The sequence below is a fragment of the Xanthomonas sp. NCPPB 1754 genome (assembly GCF_041475725.2).
In the GTDB taxonomy this organism is placed as follows: Bacteria; Pseudomonadota; Gammaproteobacteria; order Xanthomonadales; family Xanthomonadaceae; genus Xanthomonas; species Xanthomonas euvesicatoria.
The window spans coordinates 4,433,618-4,459,285 of the sequence record NZ_CM192982.1; the positions used below are offsets into that span (position 1 = coordinate 4,433,618).

General features: G+C 65.6%; 21 protein-coding genes. 6 read left to right on the plus strand and 15 right to left on the minus strand.

Going from position 1 to position 25,668, the window contains the following annotated elements; translation table 11 throughout:
- Window positions 1–51: 51 nt before the first annotated feature.
- Window positions 52–312: a hypothetical protein gene (locus tag ACCQ15_RS19095; protein ID WP_372380944.1), complete on the plus strand. Its 261-nt coding sequence runs from the start codon at window positions 52–54 to the stop codon at window positions 310–312.
- 71 nt (window positions 313–383) lie between these two features.
- Here the strand turns inward: ACCQ15_RS19095 and ACCQ15_RS19100 are convergent, their stop codons facing one another.
- The 5 genes from ACCQ15_RS19100 to ACCQ15_RS19120 all read right to left on the minus strand — a co-directional run bounded on the left by ACCQ15_RS19100 (window position 384) and on the right by ACCQ15_RS19120 (window position 6,361).
- A complete protein-coding gene (locus tag ACCQ15_RS19100; protein ID WP_127171189.1) occupies window positions 384–2,615 on the minus strand; it encodes an NADP-dependent isocitrate dehydrogenase in 2,232 nt (743 codons plus the stop codon).
- A gap of 357 nt (window positions 2,616–2,972) precedes the next feature.
- Window positions 2,973–3,530, minus strand: a complete 558-nt coding sequence (locus tag ACCQ15_RS19105; protein ID WP_372380945.1) for a RodZ family helix-turn-helix domain-containing protein — start codon at window positions 3,528–3,530, stop codon at window positions 2,973–2,975.
- 106 nt (window positions 3,531–3,636) lie between these two features.
- Entirely contained in the window at window positions 3,637–3,930 is a 294-nt protein-coding gene (locus tag ACCQ15_RS19110) for a LysM peptidoglycan-binding domain-containing protein (protein WP_003484545.1), read from the minus strand.
- A gap of 102 nt (window positions 3,931–4,032) precedes the next feature.
- A complete protein-coding gene (queF, locus tag ACCQ15_RS19115; RefSeq protein ID WP_008577380.1) occupies window positions 4,033–4,848 on the minus strand; it encodes an NADPH-dependent 7-cyano-7-deazaguanine reductase QueF in 816 nt (271 codons plus the stop codon).
- 205 nt (window positions 4,849–5,053) lie between these two features.
- Window positions 5,054–6,361, minus strand: a complete 1,308-nt coding sequence (locus tag ACCQ15_RS19120; protein WP_014091247.1) for a M20 family metallopeptidase — start codon at window positions 6,359–6,361, stop codon at window positions 5,054–5,056.
- Between the two features lie 259 nt (window positions 6,362–6,620).
- Here ACCQ15_RS19120 and ACCQ15_RS19125 point away from each other — a divergent pair, with 259 nt between their 5' ends.
- The 3 genes from ACCQ15_RS19125 (at window position 6,621) to ACCQ15_RS19135 (ending at window position 14,481) form a co-directional block, all read left to right on the plus strand.
- Window positions 6,621–7,865, plus strand: coding sequence for an efflux RND transporter periplasmic adaptor subunit (locus ACCQ15_RS19125; RefSeq protein WP_008577384.1), 1,245 nt, complete (start codon window positions 6,621–6,623; stop codon window positions 7,863–7,865).
- Window positions 7,866–7,958: 93 nt separating this feature from the next.
- On the plus strand, window positions 7,959–11,207 hold the full coding sequence (locus ACCQ15_RS19130; RefSeq protein ID WP_014091248.1) for an efflux RND transporter permease subunit: 3,249 nt from the start codon (window positions 7,959–7,961) through the stop codon (window positions 11,205–11,207).
- Window positions 11,208–11,340: 133 nt separating this feature from the next.
- Window positions 11,341–14,481, plus strand: coding sequence for an efflux RND transporter permease subunit (locus ACCQ15_RS19135; RefSeq protein WP_372380946.1), 3,141 nt, complete (start codon window positions 11,341–11,343; stop codon window positions 14,479–14,481).
- Window positions 14,482–14,671: 190 nt separating this feature from the next.
- Here the strand turns inward: ACCQ15_RS19135 and hglS are convergent, their stop codons facing one another.
- The 10 genes from hglS to ACCQ15_RS19185 all read right to left on the minus strand — a co-directional run bounded on the left by hglS (window position 14,672) and on the right by ACCQ15_RS19185 (window position 22,574).
- On the minus strand, window positions 14,672–16,039 hold the full coding sequence (hglS, locus tag ACCQ15_RS19140) for a 2-oxoadipate dioxygenase/decarboxylase HglS (protein ID WP_011348817.1): 1,368 nt from the start codon (window positions 16,037–16,039) through the stop codon (window positions 14,672–14,674).
- 163 nt (window positions 16,040–16,202) lie between these two features.
- Window positions 16,203–16,820, minus strand: a complete 618-nt coding sequence (locus tag ACCQ15_RS19145; RefSeq protein ID WP_218533077.1) for a hypothetical protein — start codon at window positions 16,818–16,820, stop codon at window positions 16,203–16,205.
- Window positions 16,821–17,115: 295 nt separating this feature from the next.
- Window positions 17,116–17,703 carry a hypothetical protein gene (locus ACCQ15_RS19150; RefSeq protein ID WP_372380947.1) on the minus strand — a complete coding sequence of 196 codons (588 nt, stop codon included), beginning with the start codon at window positions 17,701–17,703 and terminating at the stop codon, window positions 17,116–17,118.
- 137 nt (window positions 17,704–17,840) lie between these two features.
- On the minus strand, window positions 17,841–18,593 hold the full coding sequence (locus ACCQ15_RS19155) for an HAD family hydrolase (RefSeq protein WP_071117254.1): 753 nt from the start codon (window positions 18,591–18,593) through the stop codon (window positions 17,841–17,843).
- A gap of 37 nt (window positions 18,594–18,630) precedes the next feature.
- Entirely contained in the window at window positions 18,631–19,032 is a 402-nt protein-coding gene (locus ACCQ15_RS19160; protein ID WP_029820509.1) for an EF-hand domain-containing protein, read from the minus strand.
- Window positions 19,033–19,263: 231 nt separating this feature from the next.
- Entirely contained in the window at window positions 19,264–19,617 is a 354-nt protein-coding gene (locus ACCQ15_RS19165; RefSeq protein ID WP_005911460.1) for an EF-hand domain-containing protein, read from the minus strand.
- 226 nt (window positions 19,618–19,843) lie between these two features.
- Window positions 19,844–20,221, minus strand: coding sequence for a hypothetical protein (locus ACCQ15_RS19170; RefSeq protein ID WP_031425131.1), 378 nt, complete (start codon window positions 20,219–20,221; stop codon window positions 19,844–19,846).
- Window positions 20,222–20,446: 225 nt separating this feature from the next.
- On the minus strand, window positions 20,447–20,644 hold the full coding sequence (locus ACCQ15_RS19175; RefSeq protein ID WP_008577403.1) for a CPXCG motif-containing cysteine-rich protein: 198 nt from the start codon (window positions 20,642–20,644) through the stop codon (window positions 20,447–20,449).
- A 285-nt stretch (window positions 20,645–20,929) separates the two neighbouring features.
- Window positions 20,930–21,676 carry a M15 family metallopeptidase gene (locus ACCQ15_RS19180; RefSeq protein WP_031425132.1) on the minus strand — a complete coding sequence of 249 codons (747 nt, stop codon included), beginning with the start codon at window positions 21,674–21,676 and terminating at the stop codon, window positions 20,930–20,932.
- Window positions 21,677–21,767: 91 nt separating this feature from the next.
- Window positions 21,768–22,574 (minus strand): N-acetylmuramoyl-L-alanine amidase, encoded by an 807-nt coding sequence (locus ACCQ15_RS19185; RefSeq protein ID WP_372380948.1) that lies wholly within the window; start codon window positions 22,572–22,574, stop codon window positions 21,768–21,770.
- Window positions 22,575–22,946: 372 nt separating this feature from the next.
- Here ACCQ15_RS19185 and ACCQ15_RS19190 point away from each other — a divergent pair, with 372 nt between their 5' ends.
- A complete protein-coding gene (locus ACCQ15_RS19190; protein WP_372380949.1) occupies window positions 22,947–24,359 on the plus strand; it encodes a C40 family peptidase in 1,413 nt (470 codons plus the stop codon).
- Window positions 24,356–25,453, plus strand: coding sequence for a dipeptide epimerase (locus tag ACCQ15_RS19195; RefSeq protein WP_372167025.1), 1,098 nt, complete (start codon window positions 24,356–24,358; stop codon window positions 25,451–25,453). The genes ACCQ15_RS19190 and ACCQ15_RS19195 overlap by 4 nt, the downstream gene beginning before the upstream one ends.
- Window positions 25,454–25,668: the final 215 nt, after the last annotated feature.

Genomic DNA, 25,668 nt, shown 5'->3' on the forward strand with positions numbered 1-25,668 from the left:
ACGTCCACTAGCCTGCGCCTACCGTGGATTCCACTCAAGTGGAGGTGGGCCATGCGCATCTTTAGCGAACTGTTGTTTCAGCACGGCCACATTGCCGATGTGGCACTGGCCCAGCGCCTGGCGGAACCGGACACGGCAGTGGAGGCGATGCAAGGGCAGACCTCAATGGAATCGCCGGAATCTCCCGCGAAGCCACGGCAAGACGTTCAGACAATGACCGATCCGCCTTCGCAACGCCGGCGCGAGCGACGCATGGCGCGGCTCAGCCGACGCCTGCTGCGTGGCGTGACGGCATTGTCGCCGTTTCGCTGAAACGACAAGGCCCGCCTCTTGCGAGACGGGCCTTGAACACGCCATGCGGAGACCGCAGGCGGTGCGGCGACTCAGGCCTTCAGCGTGGCCAGGATGTCGTTGAAGGTCTTGCTCGGCCGCATCGCCTCGCTGACCTTGGCCAGGTCAGGATGGTAGTAACCGCCAATTTCCACCGGCCTGCCCTGCGCGCCGTTGAGTTCGCCCACGATGGTGGCTTCGTTCTCGGTCAGGGCCTTGGCCAGCGGCGCGAACTTGGCCTGCAATGCCGTGTCTTCGGTCTGCGCGGCCAGGGCCTGCGCCCAGTACATGGCCAGATAGAAGTGGCTGCCGCGGTTGTCGAGCTCGCCGACCTTGCGCGCGGGCGACTTGTTGTTGTCCAGGAACTGACCATTGGCGACATCCAGCGCCTTGGCCAGCACCGTGGCCGACGGATTGTCGTAACGGTTGCCCAGATGCTCGAGCGACGCGGCCAGGGCCAGGAATTCACCCAGCGAATCCCAGCGCAGGCAGTTCTCTTCGACGAACTGCTGCACATGCTTGGGCGCCGAACCACCGGCACCGGTTTCGAACAAACCGCCACCGGCCATCAGCGGCACGATGGAGAGCATCTTGGCGCTGGTGCCGAGCTCCATGATCGGGAACAAATCGGTGAGGTAGTCGCGCAGCACGTTGCCGGTGACCGAGATGGTGTCCTGGCCCTTGCGGATGCGCTCCAGCGAGAACGTGGTCGCTTCCACCGGCGGCAGGATGCGGATATCCAGGCCGTTGGTGTCGTGATCCTTCAGATACTGCTCGACCTTGGCGATCACCTGCGCATCGTGTGCACGCGCCTTGTCCAGCCAGAACACGGCCGGTGTCTCGCTCAGGCGGGCGCGCTCCACGGCCAGCTTCACCCAGTCCTGGATCGGCGCGTCCTTGACCTGGCACATGCGCCACAGATCGCCGGCTTCCACGGCGTGCTCGAACACCGTCTTGCCGTTGCCATCGGTGACCTTGACGGTGCCGGCAGCGGCCATCTGGAAGGTCTTGTCGTGCGAGCCGTATTCTTCGGCCTTCTGCGCCATCAGCCCCACGTTGGGCACCGAACCCATCGTGGCCGGATCGAACGCACCATGCGCCTTGCAGTCGTCGATCACCGCCTGGTATACGCCGGCATAGCAGCGGTCCGGAATCACCGCCTTGGTGTCCTGCAACTTGCCTTGGGCATTCCACATCTGGCCGGAGTCGCGAATCATCGCCGGCATGGAAGCATCGACGATCACGTCGCTGGGCACATGCAGGTTGGTGATGCCCTTGTCCGAATTGACCATCGCCAGGCCCGGGCGCTGCGCGTATTCGGCCTGGATATCGGCCTTGATTTCGGTTTGCTTCGCTTCCGGCAGCGACGTGATACGTGCGTACAGATCGCCGATGCCGTTGTTGGGATCGAAGCCGACCGACTTGAGCGCATCGGCATGCTTGCTCAGCGTGTCCTTGTAGAACTCGCCGACCACCACGCCGAACAGCACCGGGTCGGAGACCTTCATCATGGTGGCTTTCAGATGCACCGAGAACAGCACGTCGCGGGCCTTGGCATCGGCAATCTGCGCGTCGATGAAGCTGGCCAGCGCACGCTTGCTCAATACGGCAGCGTCGACGATTTCGCCCGCCTTCACCGCCACCTTGTCTTTCAGCACGGTGCTGCTGCCATCGTTGCCCACGAACTCGATCTTCAGCGTGCCGGCCTCGGCCAGCGTGGTGGACTGTTCGCTACCGAAGAAATCGCCAGACTCCATGTGCGACACGTGCGACTTGGAATCGCGGCTCCACTTGCCCATGCGGTGCGGATGCTTGCGCGCATAGTTTTTTACCGACAGCGGTGCACGACGATCGGAATTGCCCTCGCGCAGCACCGGATTCACCGCGCTGCCCTTGACCTTGTCGTAGCGCGCCTTGATGTCTTTTTCCGCGGCATCCTTGGGTTCATCCGGATACGCCGGCAATGCATAGCCCTGGCCCTGCAGTTCCTTGATCGCGGCCTTGAGCTGCGGCACCGAGGCGCTGATGTTGGGCAGCTTGATGATGTTGGCTTCCGGCGTGGTGGCCAGCTCACCCAGTTCGGCCAGGTCGTCGGCGATCTTCTGCGTGTCGCTCAAATGCTCGGGAAACAGCGCCAGAATGCGGCCGGCCAGCGAGATGTCGCGCGTTTCGACCACGATGCCGGCAGTATCGGTGTAGGCATCGATGATCGGCAGCAGCGACTGCGTGGCCAGGTAGGGTGCTTCGTCGGTGAGCGTGTACAGGATCTTCGGTGTCTTCGACATGAGGTGCGATGGCTCTTGTGGTCGGGAGGAGCGCCGGCATTCACGGACGATGGCAGTGGTGCGCGCGACGGGGTCGTTGATGCACACCGGTTAACCAGCGCGTTGGGTGCGGCGATGGATCAGCACGGCATTGTCGCGTCTGAGCCGCGCCCGGGTAAAGCGACCACAGGCGGATGCTTCGTCCCGTCACCAGGGCAATCGACATGGATGCAGCTGTAACAAATGCGATGCAACAAAAAGGCGCGACGTCATCGGTCGCGCCCTGCTTGGGTGGCTTGGTGCCACGTCGAGCCACCCGTTGACTGAAGCAGTGGCGACGCGCGGCCAAGGCTGCACATCCCACTCCATCACCCATCCTTACTTGACGGTGATGGTCTGCGGATTACCTGCAGGCTTGCCGTCCACCATCACCTGCGCGGTGTAGGTGCCGGCCGGCCAGCCATCGGGCTTGCTGAAGCTCAGGTTGGTGGTTTCCGCACCGGTGGTATTCAACGTCGCATTCTGTTCGCCGGCCACCTGGCCATCCTGGTAGGTCAGCTTCGCCGACACGGCCACGTTGCTGGCGCTGCCGTCGGTCTTGACCGAGACGATGATGGTGTCCTTGCTGCCGACACTGGTGGCCGGCGTCACCGTCTTGTCCGCCGCGGCCTGGGTGCCGACCGCCACGCTGGACACCGTCACTGCGCTGCCCATCGCAGCACCGCCATCGGTGCTGGCCGCACCGGTGGCGCTACCCTGGGCAGCCTGATCGCTCCCCGGCGGGGTGGCAGCCGGGCCGGGCATCGCGTCGGTTGCGGCACCGGACGTGGGGTCCTTGGAAACGCTGTCGTCGTCGGCTTTCTTGCTGCAGCCGGACACTGCGAGAACGCTGGCCAGGGCAAGGGCCAAGCTGCTCGAAACAGAGGTGATACGCATAAATCGATTCTCCGGTAGCCAGAACATCTGCAGTCGCAGTGCTCGAGTGGGTGTCTAGGTGTGTTGAATCGTGCCGCCGCCAGCGAGACTGGACGCCGACCTGCGATTACGACTTTGCAGGCAGGCGCAGTACCTGCCCGGGAAAGATCTTGTCCGGATCCTGCAGCGTCTCGCGGTTGGCTTCGAAAATACGTGGCCACAGATTGCCGTCGCCCAGATGGCGCTTGGCAATACTGGAGAGGCTGTCGCCGGCCTGGACGGTGACCGATTCTTCAACAAGCTGCGCGGTGCTTTGCACACTGGTGCGCACGTTGGAAAAATCCGGCGCAGGCGTCACTTCAGCGGTGCTATCGACCGATGAGGTGACGTTGGAGAAATCTGCTTTCTTGTCGACACTCATTGCTGCAATCCCTGTGCATCGCGGTGTCAGCAGGGTGCGCGGGGCGCTGTTAAGCGTGGATCGCGCCGCCGTGAAGCCCGCGCGATCCCGCATGGGCGCGATCTACTGGCGCAGGTCGCGGAAGATCGACAGCGGCGTCGGCACGCTGGCCGAACTGCGCAGCGGGTTGATGTCCAGGCCGCCACGACGTGTGTAGCGCGCTTCCACCACCAGCCACTGCGGCGCGCACTGCGTCAGCACGTCGTTGAAAATGCGCTCGACGCATTGCTCATGAAACTCGGCGTGGTCGCGGAAACTCACCAGATAACGCAGCAATCCCTCGCGATCGATCGGTGCCCCGCGGTAACGCAAGGTGACGCTGGCCCAATCCGGCTGACCAGTCACCGGGCAATTGGATTTGAGCAAGGCCGAGGTCAGCACTTCTTCCACCGCTGGCTGCGCGCGTGCGCAGAGATAGGCCGCGTTCGGCGGGCCGTAATCGTCGATGCTGACATCCAGCGCATCGATCGATTCGCCCTCGCCGACCGCATCGATCGGCGGCAGGCCGAACTCCACCGCCACATCGGCGCCGGCGCGCGTGGACAGGTCGGTGGCAATGCGCGTGCGTACCGCTTCGGCGCTGTTGAAGCGGGTGGCGTTGAGCGAGTTGAGATACAGCTTGAGCGACTTGGATTCGATCAGCGAAGGCGAATCGCAGGGCACATGCAAGGTGGCGGTGGCCACGCAGGGCTTGCCTTGTGCATCGAGCCAGCTGAGTTCGTAGGCGTGCCAGCGATCGCGGCCGATAAACGGCAGCTCACCGGTCAGCCCGATGGCCTGGCGCCCGGCCGCACGCGGAATCGGAAACAGCAACGACGGGTCGTAGCCGCTCGGATAGGCGACCTCACGACCGAGGGTGGAATCTTCTGGGGTATTCATGCCGCCATTTTAGGCCGCACGGGCTGGCCGTGAGGTGTATGGCGAGGCGTATCACGGGCCAATGGAGCACTCGCAGAGCATCGCTCGTGCCCAATCACCCCGCACCGCCGCCGGAAGCGAGAATCGCCCAGCCGCAGACGATTCCCCATTCCCCATTCCCCATTCCCCATTCCCGATTCCCGATTCCCGATTCCCGATTCCCGATTCACCCCTGCTGCAGATAATCCAGCGACACCTGCAACAGCGCGCGCAAGCCCACATCCAGCGACGACTCGTCCAGCAGGAACTGCGGCGAATGGTTGCTGGGTGCGGTGGCCGGATCGATACCCTTGGCGGTGGAGCCGACGAAGAAGAACATCGACGGCACCTGCTGGGCGTAGAACGAGAAATCTTCCGCGCCCATCTGCAACGGCGGCTCGTACACATTGTCGGCACCCACCACGGCCTGCAGGCTGGGCAGCATCTTCGCAGTCAATGCAGGGTCGTTGACGGTAGCCGGGTTGCCTGGCTGATCCGGCACCTGCGCCTGGACCTTGGCCCCGTGCGCGGCGGCGGTGTGTTCGGCCACGTTCTTGAGATCGGCAAAGATCTGCTGCCGCATGCCCTCGTCGAAGGTGCGGATGGTGCCCACCATTTCCACATCATCGGGGATGATGTTGTAGCGGATGCCGCCCTTGATCGCGCCGAAGCTGAGCACCGCCGGCTGCTTGGAGAGGTTGGCGCGGCGGCTGATCACCGTCTGCGCGGCGCCGATCATGTCGGCGCTGGCCACGATCGGGTCGATGCCGTTCCACGGCGCCGAGCCGTGGGTCTGGCGGCCGATCATCTTGATCGCGAAGCGGTCCGAGGCCGCCATCAGCGGGCCGCTGCGCACCGCGATCTTGCCGGCCTGCACGCTGGAGAACACATGCAGGCCGAACACCGCCTGCGGCTTGAAATCGGCGAACAGGCCTTCCTTGAGCATCAGCGAGGCGCCGCCCTCTTCGTTGCCGGGCGCGCCTTCTTCGGAGGGCTGGAAGATCAGCATCACTTCGCCGGGCAACTGCTCGCGCATGCCCACCAGCGCTTCGGCCACGCCGAGCAAGATCGCGGTATGCGCATCGTGGCCGCAGGCGTGCATCACCCCGACCTGCTCGCCGCGGTATTCGGCGGTGGCCTTGGAAGCGAACGGCAGCCCGGTCTGTTCTTTCACCGGCAGCGCGTCCATGTCGGCACGCAGCGCGATCTTCGGCCCCGGCTTGCCGCCCTTGATGATGGCCACCACGCCGTGATGGGCGATGCCGGTGCGCGGCTTGAGGCCCAGCTTGCGCAGCTGCGCGGCCACGGCGGCGGCAGTGCGCTCCTCGCGGTTGGACAACTCCGGATGCTGGTGGAAGTCGCGGCGCCATTGCACCAGCTTGGCCTGCAGCGGGGCGGCAGCGGCCTGAACTTCGGGCCGCTGCGCGGTCTGCGCGGTGGCGAGCGTGGGCAGGGCGAGCAGCAGCGCACTGGTCAGCAGGCGGGAGGGGCGCATCGGTAATCCTCGATAGATGGTTGCTTAATGTAGTGCAGGCGCGCGCCGGATGGGCTGCAGTGGGGCCCGATTCAGCCCGGCGGTCAACCGCGGCAGCCGTGGCGCGTTGCCGCTGCAGTGCACCTGTGACCGTTGCGGTCATTTCGCCAGCCGAGCCGTTACTTCAGTAACGCTCAATTGGCAGAGCGCAACGATATGCTTTGCACCGCCGCCCCCACGGTCGCATCCACGCGCCCGGCCCGCCCTCAGGAGTTGTCGCATGTCGCGTTTTTGGAAGATCACACTGCTGGTTGTCGCGGTGCTTGTCGTGGTGTTCGTCGCAATGCGGATGATGGGTGGGGGCAATCACGGCAAGCGCGCGGGCGCACCGGACGGCAATGACCCGGACAACAGCGGCCCGGTACCGGTGACGGTGGTGGCGGCCACCACGCAGGATGTTCCGGTCTATGCCAGCGCGCTGGGTACGGTCACCGCGCTCAATACGGTCACCGTCAGCCCGCAGGTGGGCGGCCAGCTGATGAGCCTGAACTTCAAGGAAGGCCAGGAAGTGAAGAAAGGCGATCTGCTCGCGCAGATCGATCCGCGCACGCTGCAGGCCAGCTACGACCAGGCGCTGGCGGCCAAACGCCAGAACCAGGCGCTGCTGGCGACCTCGCGGGTGAATTACCAGCGTTCCAACGACCCGGCCTACAAGCAGTACGTCTCGCGCACGGACCTGGATACCCAACGCAACCAGGTTGCCCAATACGAGGCCGCGGTTGCGGCCAACGATGCGCAGATGCGCTCGGCGCAGGTGCAATTGCAGTTCACTCGCGTCACTGCGCCGATCGACGGCATCGCTGGCATCCGTGGCGTGGACGTGGGCAACATCGTCACCAGCAGCTCCACGATCGTCACCCTGACCCAGATCCGCCCGATCTACGTGTCTTTCAACCTGCCCGAGCGTGAGTTGCAGGCAGTGCGTACCGGTCAGACGGCGGCGCCACTGGCCGTGGCGGCATTGGATCGTGGCGATGCGCATGTGATCAGCAGCGACGGCAAGCTGGATGTGATCGACAACCGCATCTCCGCCGACAGCGGCACCTTCGGCGCACGCGCGATCTTCAACAACACCGACAACGCGCTGTGGCCGGGCCAGTTCGTCAATGTGCGCCTGCAGCTGCGCACCATCGCCGGCGGCACCGTAGTGCCGTCCCAGTCGGTGCAGCGCGGCCCCGACGGCGATTACGTGTACGTGGTGGGCAGCGACAACACCGCACAGATGCGCACCGTGGTGCAGGGCGTGGAGGTGGACGACAGCCATGTGCAGATCACCAAGGGCCTCAAGCCCGGCGAGCGCGTGGTGACCGAAGGCCAGTTCCGCCTGAAACCGGGCAGCAAGGTCAGCGCGCTCAAGCCGGGCGAGACGCCGCCGGAACCGACCGAGGCCGAACTCAAGGCCGCGAAGGACAAACAGAGCCGTGGTGGTGGCCCAGGCGGCCGTCGTGGCGGCGGTCCGCGCTAATCCTCGACCACCGGCGGCGGAACCTCCGTCGCCGATGTGCGCCGGCGCTGCATGCGCCGGCTTCGCTTGACGTCTTCAGCAAGGACACCCCCCGTGGGCTTTTCGACCATTTTCATCCGCCGCCCGATCGCCACTTCGTTGTTGATGGCCGGCGTCCTGCTGCTGGGCATCCTGGGCTACCGTCAATTGCCGGTCTCGGCGTTGCCGGAAATCGACGCGCCCAGCCTGGTCGTCACCACCCAGTACCCCGGCGCCAATGCGACCACCATGGCCTCGCTGGTGACCACGCCGCTGGAGCGCCAGTTCGGGCAGATTTCCGGCCTGCAGATGATGACCTCCGATTCGTCGGCGGGCCTGTCCACGATCATTCTGCAGTTCTCGATGGAGCGCGATATCGATATCGCCTCGCAGGACGTGCAGGCGGCGATCCGTCAGGCCACCCTGCCCTCCTCGCTGCCGTACCAGCCGGTCTATAACCGGGTCAATCCGGCCGATGCGGCCATTCTCACGCTCAAGCTCACCTCCGATTCGCTGCCGCTGCGCGAGGTCAACCGTTATGCGGATGCGATCCTGGCCCAGCGCCTGTCGCAGGTGCCCGGCGTGGGCCTGGTGTCGATCGCCGGCAACGTGCGCCCTGCCGTGCGCATCCAGGTCAACCCGGCGCAGCTGTCGAACATGGGCCTGACCATGGAGTCGCTGCGCAGCGCGCTGACCCAGACCAACGTCAGTGCGCCCAAGGGCTCGCTCAACGGCAAGACCCAGTCCTACAGCATCGGCACCAACGACCAGCTCACCGACGCGGCGCAGTACCGCGAGACCATCATCAGCTACAAGGACGGCCGCCCGGTGCGGCTTGCCGACGTGGCCAACGTGGTCGATGGGGTGGAGAACGATCAGCTGGCCGCCTGGGCCGACGGCAAACAGGCGGTGCTGCTGGAGATCCGCCGCCAGCCCGGCGCCAACATCGTGCAGACGGTGGAGCAGATCCGCAACATCCTGCCGCAACTGCGATCGGTGCTGCCGGCCGATGTGCATCTGGAGGTGTTCTCCGACCGCACCGAAACCATCCGCGCCTCGGTGCACGAGGTGAAGTTCACCCTGGTACTGACCATCGCCCTGGTGGTGGCGGTGATCTTCGTGTTCCTGCGCCGGTTGTGGGCCACCATCATTCCCTCGGTGGCGGTGCCGTTGTCGCTGGCCGGCACCTTCGGGGTGATGGCCTTCGCCGGCATGTCGCTGGACAACCTCTCGTTGATGGCGCTGGTGGTGGCCACCGGGTTCGTGGTCGACGATGCGATCGTGATGATCGAGAACATCGTGCGCTACATCGAACAGGGCAAGAGCGGGCCGGAAGCGGCCGAAATCGGCGCCAAACAGATCGGCTTCACCGTGTTGTCGCTGACCGTGTCGCTGGTGGCGGTGTTCCTGCCACTGCTGCTGATGCCGGGCGTCACCGGGCGGTTATTCCACGAGTTTGCCTGGGTGCTGTCGATCGCGGTGGTCATCTCGATGCTGGTGTCGCTGACGCTGACGCCGATGATGTGCGCCTACCTGCTCAAGCCCGATGCCTTGCCCGAAGGCGAAGACGCGCACGAGCGCGCAACCGCCGCCGGCAAGACCAACCTGTGGACGCGCACCGTGGGCGCCTATGAGCGCAGCCTGGACTGGGTGCTTGCCCATCAACCGCTGACCCTGGGCGTGGCGATCGCTGCGGTGGCGTTGACGGTGGTGCTGTATGTGGCCATTCCCAAGGGCTTGCTGCCCGAGCAGGACACGGGCCTGATCACCGGGGTGGTGCAGGCCGACCAGAACGTGGCGTTCCCGCAGATGGAGCAACGCACCCAGGCGGTGGCCGCCGCGTTGCGCAAGGACCCGGCGGTGACCGGCGTGGCAGCCTTCATCGGCGCCGGCACCATGAACCCCACGCTCAACCAGGGCCAGCTGTCGATCGTGCTGAAGACGCGCGGCGACCGCGAGGGCCTGGACGAGGTGCTGCCGCGGCTGCAGAACGCCGTGGCCGGCATTCCGGGCGTGGCCTTGTTCCTCAAGCCGGTGCAGGACGTCACCCTGGACACGCGGGTGGCCGCGACCGAATACCAGTATTCGATCTCGGACGTGGACAGCAGCGAGCTGGCCACCTGGGCCGGGCGCATGACCGAGGCAATGCGCAAGCTGCCCGAGCTGGCGGATGTGGACAACAACTTGGCCAACCAGGGACGTGCGCTGGAACTGAGCATCGACCGCGACAAGGCCAGCATGCTCGGCGTGCCGATGCAGACCATCGACGACACGCTGTACGACTCCTTCGGCCAGCGCCAGATCTCCACCATCTTCACCGAGCTCAACCAGTACCGCGTCGTACTGGAAGTGGCGCCGGAATTCCGCACCAGCACCGCCCTGATGAACCAGCTGGCCGTGGCCAGCAACGGCAGCGGCGCGCTCACCGGCACCAACGCCACCAGCTTCGGCCAGGTCACCTCGTCCAACTCGTCCACCGCCACCGGCGTGGGCGCGCAGAACACCGGCATCGTGGTCGGTGCCGGCAGCATCATTCCGCTGGCCGCGCTGGCCGAAGCCAAGGTCACCAATACACCGTTGGTGGTGAGCCACCAGCAGCAGCTGCCGGCCGTCACCATCTCGTTCAACCTGGCGCCGGGGCATTCGTTGTCGCAGGCGGTGGCGGCAATCGAGAAGGCGCGCGAAGAACTCAAGATTCCGACCCAGGTGCATGCGCAGTTCGTCGGCAAGGCCGCCGAATTCACCGGCAGCCAAACCGACATCGTATGGCTGCTGCTGGCCTCGATCGTGGTGATCTACATCGTGCTGGGCGTGTTGTACGAAAGCTACATCCACCCGTTGACCATCATCTCCACGCTGCCGCCGGCCGGTGTCGGTGCGTTGCTGGCGCTGATGCTGTGCGGGCTGAGCCTGTCGGTGGACGGTATCGTCGGCATCGTGCTGCTGATCGGCATCGTCAAGAAGAACGCCATCATGATGATCGACTTCGCCATCGACGCACGCCGCGAAGGGGCGAGCGCGCACGATGCGATCCGGCGCGCCTGCCTGCTGCGCTTCCGCCCGATCATGATGACCACCGCTGCCGCCATGCTGGGCGCGTTGCCGCTGGCGCTGGGCACCGGCATCGGCTCGGAACTGCGCCGCCCGCTGGGCATCGCGATCGTCGGCGGGCTGCTGCTGTCGCAGCTGGTCACGCTGTACACCACCCCGGTGATCTACCTGTACATGGAACGCGCCGGCGAGCGGCTGCGCGCCTGGCGCGCGCGCCGCGCAGCGCGCCATGATGGCGCAACACCGGCATCTACCTCGGAGCGATCGGCATGACGACTGCTGACGTCTTCGCTGATCGCTCTGCCTGCCCACCGCATCGCCTGCGCACACGCACGCGTGGAGGCCGCGCTGGCTGTTGCCTTTACCGATTCCCGAATCCCGAATCCCGATTCCCGGCAGTCACCCGATGAACATCTCCGCGCCCTTCATCAAGCGCCCGATCGGCACCTCGCTGCTGGCGATCGGTTTGTTCGTGATCGGATTGATGTGCTATCTGCGGCTGGGCGTGGCGGCGCTGCCGAACATCCAGATTCCGATCATCTTCGTGCACGCCACCCAATCCGGTGCCGACGCCAGCACCATGGCCTCCACCGTCACCGCGCCGCTGGAACGTCACCTGGGCCAATTGCCCGGGATCGACCGCATGCGCTCGTCCAGTTCGGAGAGCAGCAGCCTGGTTGTGCTGGTGTTCCAGAGCAGCCGCAACATCGATTCGGCCGCGCAGGACATCCAGACCGCCATCAACGCATCGCAATCGGACCTGCCTTCCGGGCTCGGGACGCCGATGTACTCCAAGGCCAACCCGAACGACGACCCGGTGATCGCCATCGCGTTGACCTCGGAGACGCAATCGGCCGATGAGCTCTACAACGTGGCCGATTCGCTGCTGGCGCAGCGGCTGCGCCAGATCACCGGCATCAGCTCGGTGGACATCGCCGGTGCGTCCACCCCGGCAGTCCGCGTGGACGTGGACCTGCGCGCACTCAATGCGCTGGGCCTGACACCGGACGATCTGCGCAATGCGGTGCGCGCGGCCAATGTGACCTCGCCGACCGGATTCCTGTCCAACGGCAACACCACCATAGCCATCATCTCCAACGATTCGGTGTCCAAGGCCGCCGATTTTGCGCAGCTGGCCATCTCCACCCAGTCCAACGGACGCATCGTGCGGCTGGGCGATGTGGCCACCGTTTACGACGGCCAGCAGGATGCCTATCAAGCCGCCTGGTTCGACGGCAAACCGGCGGTGGTGATGTACGCCTTCACCCGCGCCGGCGCCAACATCGTCGAAACCGTCGACCAGGTGAAGGCGCAGATTCCCGAACTGCGCAGCTATCTGCAGCCCGGCACCACGCTCACGCCCTATTTCGACCGCACGCCCACCATTCGCGCCTCGCTGCACGAGGTGCAGGCCACGCTGATGATCAGCCTGGCGATGGTGATCCTGACCATGGCGCTGTTCCTGCGCCGGCTGGCGCCCACCCTAATCGCCGCAGTCACCGTGCCGCTGTCGCTGGCCGGCTCGGCGCTGGTGATGTACGTGCTCGGCTTCACCTTGAACAACCTCAGCCTGCTGGCGTTGGTCATTGCGATTGGCTTCGTCGTCGACGATGCGATCGTGGTGATCGAAAACGTCATGCGGCATCTGGACGAAGGCATGTCGCGCCTGGACGCGGCGTTGGCCGGTGCGCGCGAGATCGGGTTCACCATCGTGTCGATCACCGCCTCGCTGGTGGCGGTGTTCATCCCGATGCTGTTCGCCAGCGGCATGATCGGTGCGTTCTTCCGCGAGTTCACCGTGACGTTGGTGGCGGCGATCGTGGTGTCGATGCTGGTGTCGCTGACCTTGACGCCGGCGCTGTGCAGCCGTTTCCTGTCGCCGCACGCCGAGCCTGAAAAACCCGGCCGTTTCGGCGCCTGGCTGGACCGCATGCACGAACGCATGCTGCGCGTGTACACGGTGGCGCTGGATTTCTCGCTGCGCCATGCACTCCTGCTGTCGTTGACGCCGTTGTTGCTGATTGCCGCCACCCTCTTCCTGGGCAGTGCGGTCAAGAAGGGCTCGTTTCCCGCGCAGGACACCGGCCTGATCTGGGGCCGCGCCAATTCCAGCGCCACGGTGTCCTTCGCCGATATGGTCAGCCGCCAGCGCCGCATCACCGACATGCTGATGGCAGACCCGGCGGTGAAAACCGTCGGCGCACGCCTGGGCTCCGGCCGTCAGGGCTCCAGCGCATCGTTCAATATCGAGCTCAAAAAGCGCGATGAGGGCCGTCGCGACACCACCGCCGAAGTGGTCGCGCGCCTGAGCGCCAAGGCCGACCGTTACCCGGACCTGGACCTGCGCCTGCGTGCGATCCAGGACCTGCCCAGCGACGGCGGCGGCGGCACCAGCCAGGGCGCGCAATACCGCGTGTCGCTGCAGGGCAACGACCTGGCGCAGCTGCAGGAATGGCTTCCCAAACTGCAGGCCGCGCTGAAAAAGAACCCGCACCTGCGCGATGTCGGTACCGACGTGGATACCGCCGGCCTGCGCCAGAACATCGTGATCGACCGTGCCAAGGCGGCGCGCCTGGGCATCTCGGTGGGCGCCATCGATGGTGCGCTGTATGGCGCGTTCGGCCAGCGCTCCATTTCCACCATCTATTCCGACCTCAATCAGTACAGCGTGGTGGTCAATGCATTGCCGTCGCAGACGGCCACCCCCAAGGCGCTGGATCAGATCTTCGTGCCCAACCGTGCCGGCCAGATGGTGCCGATCACCGCGGTCGCCACCCAGGTACCGGGCCTGGCGCCGCCGCAGATCATCCACGAAAACCAGTACACCACGATGGACCTGAGCTACAACCTGGCGCCGGGCGTCAGCACGGGCGAGGCGGATCTGATCATCAAATCCACCGTGGAGGGCCTGCGCATGCCCGACGGCATCCGCCTCAGTGGCGACGACAGCTTCAACGTGCAGCTCAGTCCCAATTCGATGGGCATCCTGCTGCTGGCCGCGGTCCTCACGGTCTACATCGTGCTGGGCATGCTCTACGAGAGCCTGATCCATCCGGTGACCATCCTGTCCACCTTGCCGGCCGCCGGCGTGGGCGCGCTGCTGGCGTTGTTCATCACCAACACCGAATTGTCGGTCATCTCGATGATTGCGCTGGTGCTGCTGATCGGCATCGTCAAGAAGAACGCCATCATGATGATCGACTTCGCGCTAGTGGCGCAGCGCGTGCACGGCATGGATGCGCGCGCAGCCGCACGCGAGGCCTCGATCGTGCGCTTCCGCCCGATCATGATGACCACGATGGTGGCGATCCTGGCCGCCGTGCCGCTGGCGGTGGGCCTGGGTGAAGGCTCGGAGCTGCGTCGTCCGCTGGGCATCGCGATGATCGGCGGGCTGGTGTTCTCACAGAGCCTGACCCTGCTCAGCACCCCGGCGCTGTACGTGATCTTCTCGTGCCTGAGCGAGCGCTGGAAGGCGCGTCGCGCCCGTGCGCGCGCACGCCGTTCAGAACGCGCGGCAGCGCGTCGCCCGGCCACCCCGGCGCATTGAGGTTTCGCGTCGACTGACCCGCCCGGCCCGGCAGCGCAGCCTCGGTGCGAGCAACCGGAAACACGCAGGCGCTCGTCTGCGTGTGGACCCATGCCGTGGGGCGAGGACACCTGCGCAAAGCAAGCACGGACGCATGCGCTGAGCCCGGCTTGATACCGCCGACGCATGCGGCATGCGGCATGCCGCGATGCTACGCAAGCAACCCCTGCAAGGACTCCCGCTCCAGCTGCGCATACAGCGCGAATTCGTCGTGCACCTGCGCACCGAGCGCCTGCTCGAAACTGCGCTTGCTCGAATGGGCGGCATAGGCGCGTTGCTCGGCACCACCGAGGTTGGATTGGAAGATGCCGGCCGCGCTGACCGGCAAAAAATCTTCGTAAATGATCGGGTCGGCACTGACCAGGCCGAGCGCGATCGCGGTTTCTGCCGGCATGGCGGCCACCTGCGCTGGGTCGGCGCGGCCGGCATCGGTGAGCGCATAGCGGAAATAGCCCAGCCCTTCCTGCCGCAGCAACGCCTCGTCGTCGGGGAAGGCCACGAAGGCAGTCTGCAGCCGGGTGGCGTAATCGGTGCCGGTGCTGCCGGCGCCATCGGCATCGCGCGCCTGCGCCAGCAGCGCGTCGTACAGCGCGCGACCCTTTGGCGTAAGGGCAAGGCCGCGCTGCTCGATCTCGCCGAAGCGTGCGGTATGCGTGCCGTGTTCCGCTTGCCCGCCATCGCCGACAAAACGCACCGGCTCTTCCAGCGCCTTGAAACTGGTCTGCCGCAACAGGATCGGTACGCGCCGACGCGGCGGCCCCTCGATCACCGCCTTGGCATCGATACCGGCGCGCTGCATCTGTTCCTGCGCGGCATCGATGTCCAGCGTGCGTGGCGTGAGGTGATTGATGTGCGGGCCGTGGAAGCTCACCACATCGGCAATCAACTTATGCGCCTGGCTCAGCGCGCGATAGGTCGGCAACGACACCGTGGCATCGCCATGCCAGCGGAAGGTTTCCAGCGCTTGGGCCACGAACTGCCGTGCCTGATCGGCATCCAGCCCGCCCTGCTGTTCGTAGCGCTCGATCAACTGCAAGGCGCCGGCGGTAAAGATCTGGCGCTGCTGCAGGATCTGCTCGGCCTGTGCGCGCAGGGCGGCGTCTTCGATCAGTTCCAGCCGCAGCAGCGAGGTGAACACGCGAAACGGATTTGCCGACAGCGCCGCCTCGTCGATCGGGCGGAATGCGGTGGAATGCACCGGCACGCCGGCCACCGACAGGTCGTAATAGCCCACTGGCTGCATGCCCATCACTGCGAACAACCGACGCAAGGTCGCCAGTTCGGCCGCCGTGCCGACGCGGATGGCGCCGTGCCGTTCCAGATCCAGCCGCGCGCGCTCGTCGTTGCGCTGCAGCCGCTGCGCCAGCGCCGGATTGGCTTGCAGCGTCTGCGCGTTGACCTGCGCCACCAGCGACATCAGGTCGCCATACAACGGCACCTCGGTGCGATACATGTCCGACATCGCCTGGGCGAACCAGCTGCGGATCTGATCGGGAGAGACAAAGGCGGTATCGCGCATGGGCTGGTCTTGGGCAGGTGCCGGCCGAACGCCAGCGGTAGCGCATTCTCGCCGACCGCGGCCTGGGTCGACCAGCGGCACGGCAGCATCGCAGGCGACGTGTTGTTGCGCAGACAGCCGCGCCATGCCGGCAAGTGCATGGCGCGACGACGCAGCGACCGCGTCAGAGCCCGGCCTGCACCGCCGCTTCGGCCGCTTCGCTCGCCTGGCGCGCCGCTTCCAGGCGCTGCGCATGATCGCCGAGCTGGCGCCGCAGCAATGCGTCCAGGGTGATCGGACGTTCCCAGCGGTCGTAGCTGGCCACGATGGCATGCCGCAGTGCGCGCATGTGCAGGTTGTCCGGTGCCACCGACAGCCGCGTGACCACACCCTCCCAGCCATCGCGATGGTCGCGGCTGTAAGCGCGTACTGTGTCCCGGCACGACAGCTGCACGGTCTGCGCCCAGAAGCACGCGAAATAGATGTCCCCGGCATGCCAGCCGTGCACTTGCAGCAGCGCCTGCACATACGCGCGCGGCGTGCCGGTATAGCGCGCCACCTCGTCGATGAAGCTGGCCGGATAGCGCTGCGCATAACTGCCCATATCGGCCAGGTGCTGATCCACCCAGGCGTCGCCGGTGCCTGGCGTCACCGCTGGCGCCGCTTCTTCCGTTGCAGCTGCGGTCGCCGATGGCGGCGAGGCCTGCGCTGCGCACAGCGCCGGCCACAGCGAGGCCACCAGCAATGGCACGGAGCGCAACACGGATGAGCAAGAGACAGGCATGCAGCGATGATGCCGCATGCGTGCGGTGCTGTCAGGCGGGCGCCGGGTCAAGCGCCGCTGCTGGGCGCCAGGCACACCCGCGTATCAACGGCCCACGCCTGGCGAGGAAGCGCAGCGCAGTGCCCCAGGTGCACTATCAGGCATAGATCAGCGCGTCGGCCGCAGCGGCCCCGTGCGCACTGATTTCAACCAGCCATTGCAGTGGTCGTCAGCCGCGGCGCGCAGTCCAAGGTCCGGCGAAAGATCGGCCACGGCGATCTGCGCGGCAATGACACGGTACGTCCAATGGATGGCGTGGGCCGCACCCTGACTCCTAGCGCAGCTCGTAAAACCCGAACTGGTGAACCTCGCGGCAACCGCTCAGATCGCAGGAGCCGATGTAGCCGGGGCCGATGTAGCCGGGGCCGATGTAACGCTGGCGTGCGTCGCGATTGTGCGGACTGCTGTACGGATCCGGACCATACAGACCATTGCCATAATACATCTGGCCGTAGGGGCGGTTGCGCGAGGCACCAAGGCGAAGTGGGCCACCAACGGCCCGATATCCGCCATCGCCCACATCCCGGTCGTCGTACCCGGCGCCGACAAACCCGTCGCTGCGATCGCGCTCGCTCGCTCGAGCCTGCGACCTGGCGACACTCTCGCCGTGCGCATCCACATAGCCCTGCTCGCGATCGAAGCGCACCTTACGGAAATACACCAGCTCACCGCCCACACGGCGCGTTTGCAGGCGTACGTAATCGCCGCCGTCGTCGTAGTAAGGCTGCCCGTCGCGAAAGGTGACTTCGCTCGGGTTGATGATTTCCTCTTCCAGCTCAGCGGCAGCCAGCGGTGCGGCGCTCGCTAGCAGCCCGAGCAACAAGGCCAAACCGGCGCGCTGGGCAACGGACACCATGGTCATCGGCACTCCCTCCAAGCTCCGGCCGCGCACGCATGCACAGCCGTAAACATCCTGTCGTTGGGCGCGTGAGGCGCCCGCGCGTTGACGCATCAACTTACCAAACCAGCATAGCCGCAACAACGGCGCCCCACCCCAGCTTAGCCCTGCCGCCGCGCCAACGCATCCAGCGCCTGCACCGCTGCCGGCCAGCCGGCGGCGTCGGGCACTTCGCGCATGCGCGGTTCGTCGGCCGCGACCCCGTGCTCTTGTTCGTGCGCCCAGGTCACCGCGTACGGGGTGTAGATGCCCCAACCACCGATGGCCAGTACCGGTTCCACATCCGAACGCAGCGAATTGCCGATCATTGCAAACTGCTGCGCCGGCAAACCGAATTCGCCGAGCACGCGCGCATAAGTCCGGGGATCCTTTTCGGACACCACTTCCACCCGCGGGAACAGATCGGCCAGGCCAGATTGCTCGATCTTCTGCTCCTGGTGAAACAGGTCGCCCTTGGTGATCAGCACCACTTGGTACTCGGCGGCAATCGCACTGACTGCCTCGCGCACCCCGGCAATCACTTCCACCGGATGCTGCAGCGTGGCGCGGCCGATCTCGACGATGCGCTGGATATCGTGCGCGGCAATGCGCGCCTGGGTCAGTTCGATCGCGGTTTCGATCATCGACAGCGTCATGCCCTTGGCGCCATACCCGAAGACCTTGAGGTTGCGCCGCTCCACCGCCAGCAAATGCTGCTGCATGCGGCTGTCGCCCAGATCCAGGTACCCGGCCAGGACCGCTTCGAAATCCGCTTCGGCAGTGCGGTAATAGTCCTCGCTTTTCCAGAGGGTATCGTCGCCATCGAAGCCGACCAGTTGGATCGCCTGGCCGTCGCGCTGTGCAAGTGAGCTCATCGGGCAAGTTTAGCAGCGCACGGGTATGGCACCGTGCTCAATCGCCTGCAGCATCGCCCGGGCCAGGCTGATAGCTGGCGAATTCCTCGCGCGACAGACGCCCGTCGCCATTGCTGTCGAAGCTGGCGAAGTTTTCGCGCAACACCGGGTCGGCGCTTGCTTCGGCCAGCGTCAGCGATCCGTCGGCGTCTGTATCCAGGCTACGGAAACTGCGCGGTGCCAGGCTGCCGGCGGCGGCAGCGGACGCCTCGGCACCGCTCGTGGACTTGGCGGGCCCGGGTGCCGTCGGCAGCAGGGGCGTGGTGGCCGGAGCCGGCGGATCGATCGGCAACGGCGACATCGCCGGTGTGGTGCTGCCAGCGGTTGCCGGCACCGACGTCGTCGGGGTGGCGGGCGGCAACACCGGCGGTGCGGCGAGCGCAAGCACGGGGTTCGCCAACCCGAGCAGAAGGGTAAGACGTAAGTGCGACATGATCGATGAGCGCTCGACACGGAACGGCTCACCCTAACCCGGCAGACGTCAACAAAACGGGAGCGACCCTGGCAGATCGCTCCCGCGTGTCCATCCTGTTGCTGGTGCAGGTCAAGCTGGTCGCTGAGCGCCGACGGGACTCTACGTCGGCGCGTTGCTTGCCTTACTTCCTCAAACCAGCGCTATGTTGAACGTGGCTTAGTTGCCCTGCGAACCGGTGGCACCGCCACCCTGCTGCTTGGCGACGAAGGCCTTGTACTCATCCGGGGTCAGCTTGCCATCGGTGTTGCCGTCGGCCTGATCGAAGATCTGCGCGAGGCCGGCGTTGACCTGCGCTTCCTGCTTGCTGATGGCGCCATCGCTGTCGGTGTCCACGCTGGCCCACGTCTGGCCGCCACCGGAGCTTGCACCGCTCGATTGTGCGGAGGTGGCCGAACTGCCGGACTGCGCCGCTGCGTCCTGAGAAGTGCTTTGCGCCATCGCCGGCAGCGCCAGGGCGGCAGCAAGAGCGGCGGTAGCGGCGAGCAGCGAGGTGCGGTTGCGATTCTTCATTGGGGTGGTCTCCTTATGCTTGGGAATGCGCGGTGTCGCCGCACATGGCACCACCCTACCCATCGCAAATGAACGCCCAACTCGGCGCAATTTCGCGCGAAACAGGCTTTTAACCACCGCCTGAATATTTGCGGCTAAGCGCCTGTTAGGCGTAAGTGAGTCAAACCGAAGCGCCTCATTCAATGCATGGAATTTTGCGACATGCCCCGCACTTTATGCCGCACGCTCAGGCACTTGGCGGGTCGTTTTCCCAGCTCCCGGAACTGAACAGTTTCCAACCCAGCACCACGCCAGCGAGCGCGCCGGCCACTTCCAGCACCACGCGCGAGCCCAATTCGTTGGGGTCGTGGATCTTGGCCAGCGCCAGGCGCGCATACAACGGCGATTCCAGCCGCACGATGCTGGTGTAGACGAGATGCCAGATGTCGTATCCGGCACCGATGGCCACGGCCAGCAGGCACGCAATGCCCAGCGTGTGGCCATGGTTGAACTGCAACCGTCGCCCGCCCCGCTCCACTGCCGCAAAGACCACCACGCCCAGGACGAGCGCAATCAGCCCGGCCTCCAGTGAACCGAGCAGGCCGAAATGCAGGGGCAGATTCATTGTGACGATCCAGGCAGCAGGCGCACCAGTCTAGCGGCTGCAGCGCCTGGATCCGCGCGCCTTGCAACGCGGGTGCCCTGAACGAACCGGAGGCTGCCAGGCCCATGGCGCGGCCGTGACGACCTGCAGATGACAGGCGATTGCCGGCATACGCATGCCACCGGGCGCGCTACTGTCGCGTATCACAATCACAGGCGGGCCAGATGCGGCCGCCCGCACAATGGCTCAGGCGTCGTCCTGACCACGCGCAGTCACCTGCGCTTCGCCTTCTTCGTCCCAGCGCACGCTTACCGCAATCGGCTTGCAGCAGACCTGGCAATCTTCGATGTAATGCTGATCGCCGCCCGTCAGGTCCAGCGCCAGCGTGATCCACTCCCCGCAGTACGGGCAGGCGATATCGACAAAGCGTTCCGGGTCGGACATGACGGTTCCTTGGATCTATCGAAGCCAGTGACCGGACGTGGCGGGCGACCCCGGCCGATGCTGCTGGCGGACATCGGAGTGTACGACTGGCGCTGCGCTGGTGCTTGCGCCGTGCCGGTGAGGCGACCGATGCCAGCACGATCTGCATGAGGCGAGCACGCGCCCGACCATGCAAGTGCGGCCGACGTCGACACGATGCCTGCCTCCACGGGTCTCGCGAGCGGCCAACCGATCGCGAGCACGACCAGATCGATCAGCGACCAAGAGCGTGTTGCCTGGTCGCTGTCAGTCCACCGGAACATCGTAGGCCGTCTCGGGCGTGGGTTCGGGACGCAACGTGAAATGCCACCATTCCATCGGATAGTTGGAAAATCCTTCGGCCGCCATCGCCTGCAACAGGCGCTGGCGGTGCGCGCGTTGCGCTGCGCTGATGTCGGGCGCGTGGGTGTGCGCCCGCGCATCGAAGAAGTCGAATCCTGTGCCCATGTCCACTGCACGGCACCCGCCCGGCCGGCACTCCAGCAAGCCCAGGTCCAGCGTCGCGCCACGGCTGTGCCCGGAGGTGGGCGCAATGTAATCGCCCAGCAGTGCGCGCTTGTCCACCCGCGGGTAGTACTGCGCCTTGGTCGATTGATCCTGCAGATCCGCAGCCCAGGTGACGAATGCCTTCACCGACCGCACCGGCCGATAGCAATCGAACACCTGTAGCCGATAGCCCTCGGCCTTGAGCGTCTGCGCTACCCGCGCCAATGCGTCGGCAGCCGGCCGCAACAGGTAACACCGCGGCGCGTCATAGCCCGGTACCATCCGCCCAGTGAAGTTGTTGCTGCTCGCATACCGCATGTCCAATGCGATATCCGGCGCGAGGGCGTGCACGTCCACAAGGCCGGCCTCTGCCGCGGTCCTTGCCGAGGACATATGCACCTGGCCGGCGACCAGCGCAAATGGCGCCACGGCGCTCATCAGCAAAGCGCCTTGAACAAAGCACTGACGCCAGCAGCGCCCATTCCGGAACAGCAGGTTGTCGGTCATTTCGGTTCCCTTGCAAGAGGCCGCATTTGCGCGGTAGATCAAGCCGCGCGTCTTTCGCCACCGGCTACAGCGTGACGCGATCCCCGTGGGCCTAGTGGTCGTCGCCTTCAGTTGGCTCAAGCGCCGGTCGCGGGCTGGAAGGTCTCGCGTGGTGGGTCAACGCAGACAAGATGCGCAGGTCTTCGGCATCCAGGGTGGTGGCGCTGTTGCCGCGATAGTGGTGGTGAAACGCCTGCAGGGTGGCGGCCGGATCGTCGATGCTGTAGCCGATCAGGGCCAGCGCCTGCCACGGATCGAAACCTTCCGGGGCAGCGGGCGCGTCGGCAGCGGGCCAGCGGCCGAAACCGGCGTCGGCCAGGCGCTTCCAGGGGAACAACGGTCCGGGGTCGTTCTTGCGCGTCGGGGCCACGTCTTCATGGCCGACGATCTGCGTGCGCGGGATACGCAGGCGCTGACACAGATCGTCCAGCAACACCAGCAGGCTGTCGATCTGCGCCGGCGCGAACGGCTCGCTACCGTCGTTGTCCAGTTCGATGCCGATCGAGGCCGAATTGATGTCGGTGATGGTGCCCCAGCGACCGGCCCCGCCGTGCCAGGCGCGCTGCCCATCGCTGACCAATTGGTAGCGCTGGCCGTCTTCACCGATCAGGTAGTGCGCACTGACGCGCCCGCCACTGTTGCGGCCGCGCAGGGTACTCAGGCTTTGCCGGACTGACTGCTGGTCGGTGAAATGCAACACGATCAGGATCGGTCGCCGCGTGTCGTAGTTGGGCGATGGCCCCCACTGCGCCAGCGGATTGCGCTGCGGTGCGTGGGCACAGGCGCCCAGCGACAGAGCGGCCAGGCAAACAGCTGCACGCAGCCAGGCCGATGACGAGAGAGAAAAGCTGGGCAGCACGGATTACTCCTGGGAAGGCCGGACGACCTGCGCAGCACCATTATCGGCCGAGTCGTGCTTGCGCGGCCGTCTGCCGATGGGACCGTCGGCAGCGCGGTGCCTTACGCGCTGCCATCGGTGAGTCGCAGGTGGTGTCTCCCAGCTTGGCAAGCATCGCCGTTGCGGAGACGGCAGTAGCGGCCACTCGCGTATCTACGGCTGCGGCAAGGAGGGTCATGGGCTTCCCGCACGCTCTGCACCAACGCGCCCCCAAACGTCCCCTGCCGGCAAGAGTCGCCACGCAGTTAGGACATGTGGATACGCTCTGCGCCGCATGCCACTATCGGCCTTGCCTCGCAGCGCGCCAGCGGCTGCCTTCCTCCCGAGCCCTGCATGCTATTGTCGCGCCACCTGCTGATGTTGCTGCTGATCGCGCTTGCCCGTTCCAGCGGCGCCGCACCAGCGCCTGCTGCCACGCCGGCCGCGCAAGCACCGCCCTTTGTCGTCAGCGATGCACAGCTCACCGCAGAGTATTGGATCCGGCGCAGCCGCAACGCGCAGATGCCGCGGATCGACCCCGCGCAGATTGCCGACGTCAATACACGCCTGCTGCGCGACGATGCATCGATGCATGACATCGCGCAACTTCCCCAGACGCTGCCCGCAGCCGATGTGAGAGCGCGTATCGACGCGTTATCGGCAATACCGACGCGTCCGCTCTACGACGCAGACGGGCGGCGTCTGGATACCGCACGCTTGGCGACATTGCGCACGGCCTTGGCATTGGATGCGATACCCGCACAGGTGCCACTGCGCTTTGCGCTGGTCGTCACACGTGGCGCATTGCGCACCTTCCCCACTGCGCAGCGTGTGTTCACCAGTACCGACGACCGCGATATCGACCGCTTCCAGGAATCGGCGCTATACCCCGGCACGCCGGTGGCGGTCCTGCACAGCAGTGCCGATGGCGCGTGGAAGTTCGTGATCGCCGCCAACTACGCTGCCTGGATCGCAAGCACGCAGCTTGCCGAAGGCAGCCGCACCGAGGTGCTGAATTACGCACAGCGCAGCCCGCGCCTGATCGTCACCGCAGCCCGCGGGCAGACCGTCTACACACCCGAACGTCCGGCAATTTCTGCACTGACCCTGGACATGGGCACCAGCCTGCCCTTGCTCGGCGACTGGCCGCCGCAGCAGCCAGTCAACGGACAGTTGCCGCTAGCGGCCCACGTGGTGCAATTGCCGGTGCGCAGTGCCGATGGGCGTCTGCAGCTGGTGCCCGCATTGATGCCGCGCGGTGCCGATGTGCGCATCGGCGCATTGCCCGCCACCGACGCCGCACTGCTCCAGCAGGCCTTCAAATTCCTTGGCGAACGCTATGGCTGGGGCAACGACTACGATGCGCGCGATTGCAGCGGCTTCGTGCTGGATGTCTATCGCAGCCTCGGTCTCGCGCTGCCTCGCAATACCGGCGATCAGGCGCGCAGCGCGGTGTTGCACGGTGTTGCGTTCGACGCTGGCGCGCCGTTGGCGCACCGCCTGCAACGGCTCGCACAGCTGCAGGTTGGCGATCTGATCTACATTCCAGGCCATGTGATGCTGGTCATCGGGCATGCAGATGGCACGCCATGGGTGATCCATGATGTGGCCGGGGCCAGTTACCGCGTCGTCGATGGCAGCGTGCAGCGCGCGCGTTTGAATGGTGTGTCGGTCACCCCGTTGCTGCCGTTGCTTGCCAGCGATGGCACTGCATTCATCGACCACATCACCCGCATTCAACGCGTTTTTCCAACGGCCACCTTATGAAGATCACCGGCTTTCGGCTTGGCATGCTGCGCGTGCCCTTGAAAACACCATTCAAGACCGCCGTGCGCACGGTGCAGGCAATCGAGGACGTGGTGGTGCTGTTGCAGACCGACAGCGGCCATATCGGGTACGGCGCCGCGCCCGCCACCGCGCCCATCACCGGCGACACCCATGGCAGCATCATTGCCGCGATCGAACACTGCATCGGCCCCAAGCTGATCGACCAGGACGTGGCCGATCTCAACCGGCTATGCGGGCGCGTCCAACACGCGATCGAACGCAATACCAGCGCCAAGGCCGCCGTGGAAATCGCACTGTACGACCTGTGGGCGCAGGCGTTTGGTGCGCCGCTGTACCGGTTACTCGGTGGCGGCACGCCGCGTATCACCACCGACATCACCATCAGTGCCGATGCGATCGACACCATGGTGGCGCAGGCGCAGGCCGCGCTCGCACGTGGCTATCGCGCACTGAAGATCAAGGTCGGCAAGGACATCGAGTCGGATGTCGAACGCGTCACGGCAATTCATGCGGCAGTGGCCGGGCGCGCATCGCTGCGGCTGGATGCCAATCAAGGTTGGACGCCCAAACAAGCGGTGCGCACCATGCGCACGCTGGAAGATGGCGGCATCGCGCTGGAGCTGCTGGAGCAGCCGGTCAAGGCCGCCGACCTCGACGGGCTCGCCTTCGTCACCGCACGCATCGACACGCCGGTGATGGCCGACGAGAGCGTCTTCTCGCCCACGCAGGTGATCGAGCTGATTCAGCGTCGCGCCGCCGACATCATCAACATCAAACTGATGAAGACCGGCGGGCTGTCCAATGCCATCCGCATCGCCGACACCGCCGGGGTGTACGGGCTGCCATGCATGATCGGCTGCATGATCGAATCCAGCATCAGCGTGGCTGCCGCGGTGCATCTGGCGGTGGCCAAGGCCGACAGCATCACCCTGGCCGATCTGGATGCACCTGCGCTCGGGCAGTTCGACCCCACCGAGGGCGGCGCGCATTTCGACGAGGCGCAGATACACATCGACGATTCGCCGGGACTGGGCATCCGCCGCATTCGTGGGCTGGAGCTGTTGCCGGCGTGAAAGCGGCGGACGCGGTGCAGCGCACGGCTCCCAAGTGGAGCAGACCGCGCTGAAACGTTGGTATGACCAGCGTTACTCGCCGATTCCGGGCAACGGACGCGCCTGCCTGCTGCGCGGCACGCATATGCACCACCGGGCGGCATTGCTGAGTACAGTAACGACAAGGCGGTGCGATCACGCGACACCAGCGTGGCCCCCGTCTTCAGCAACGTGTG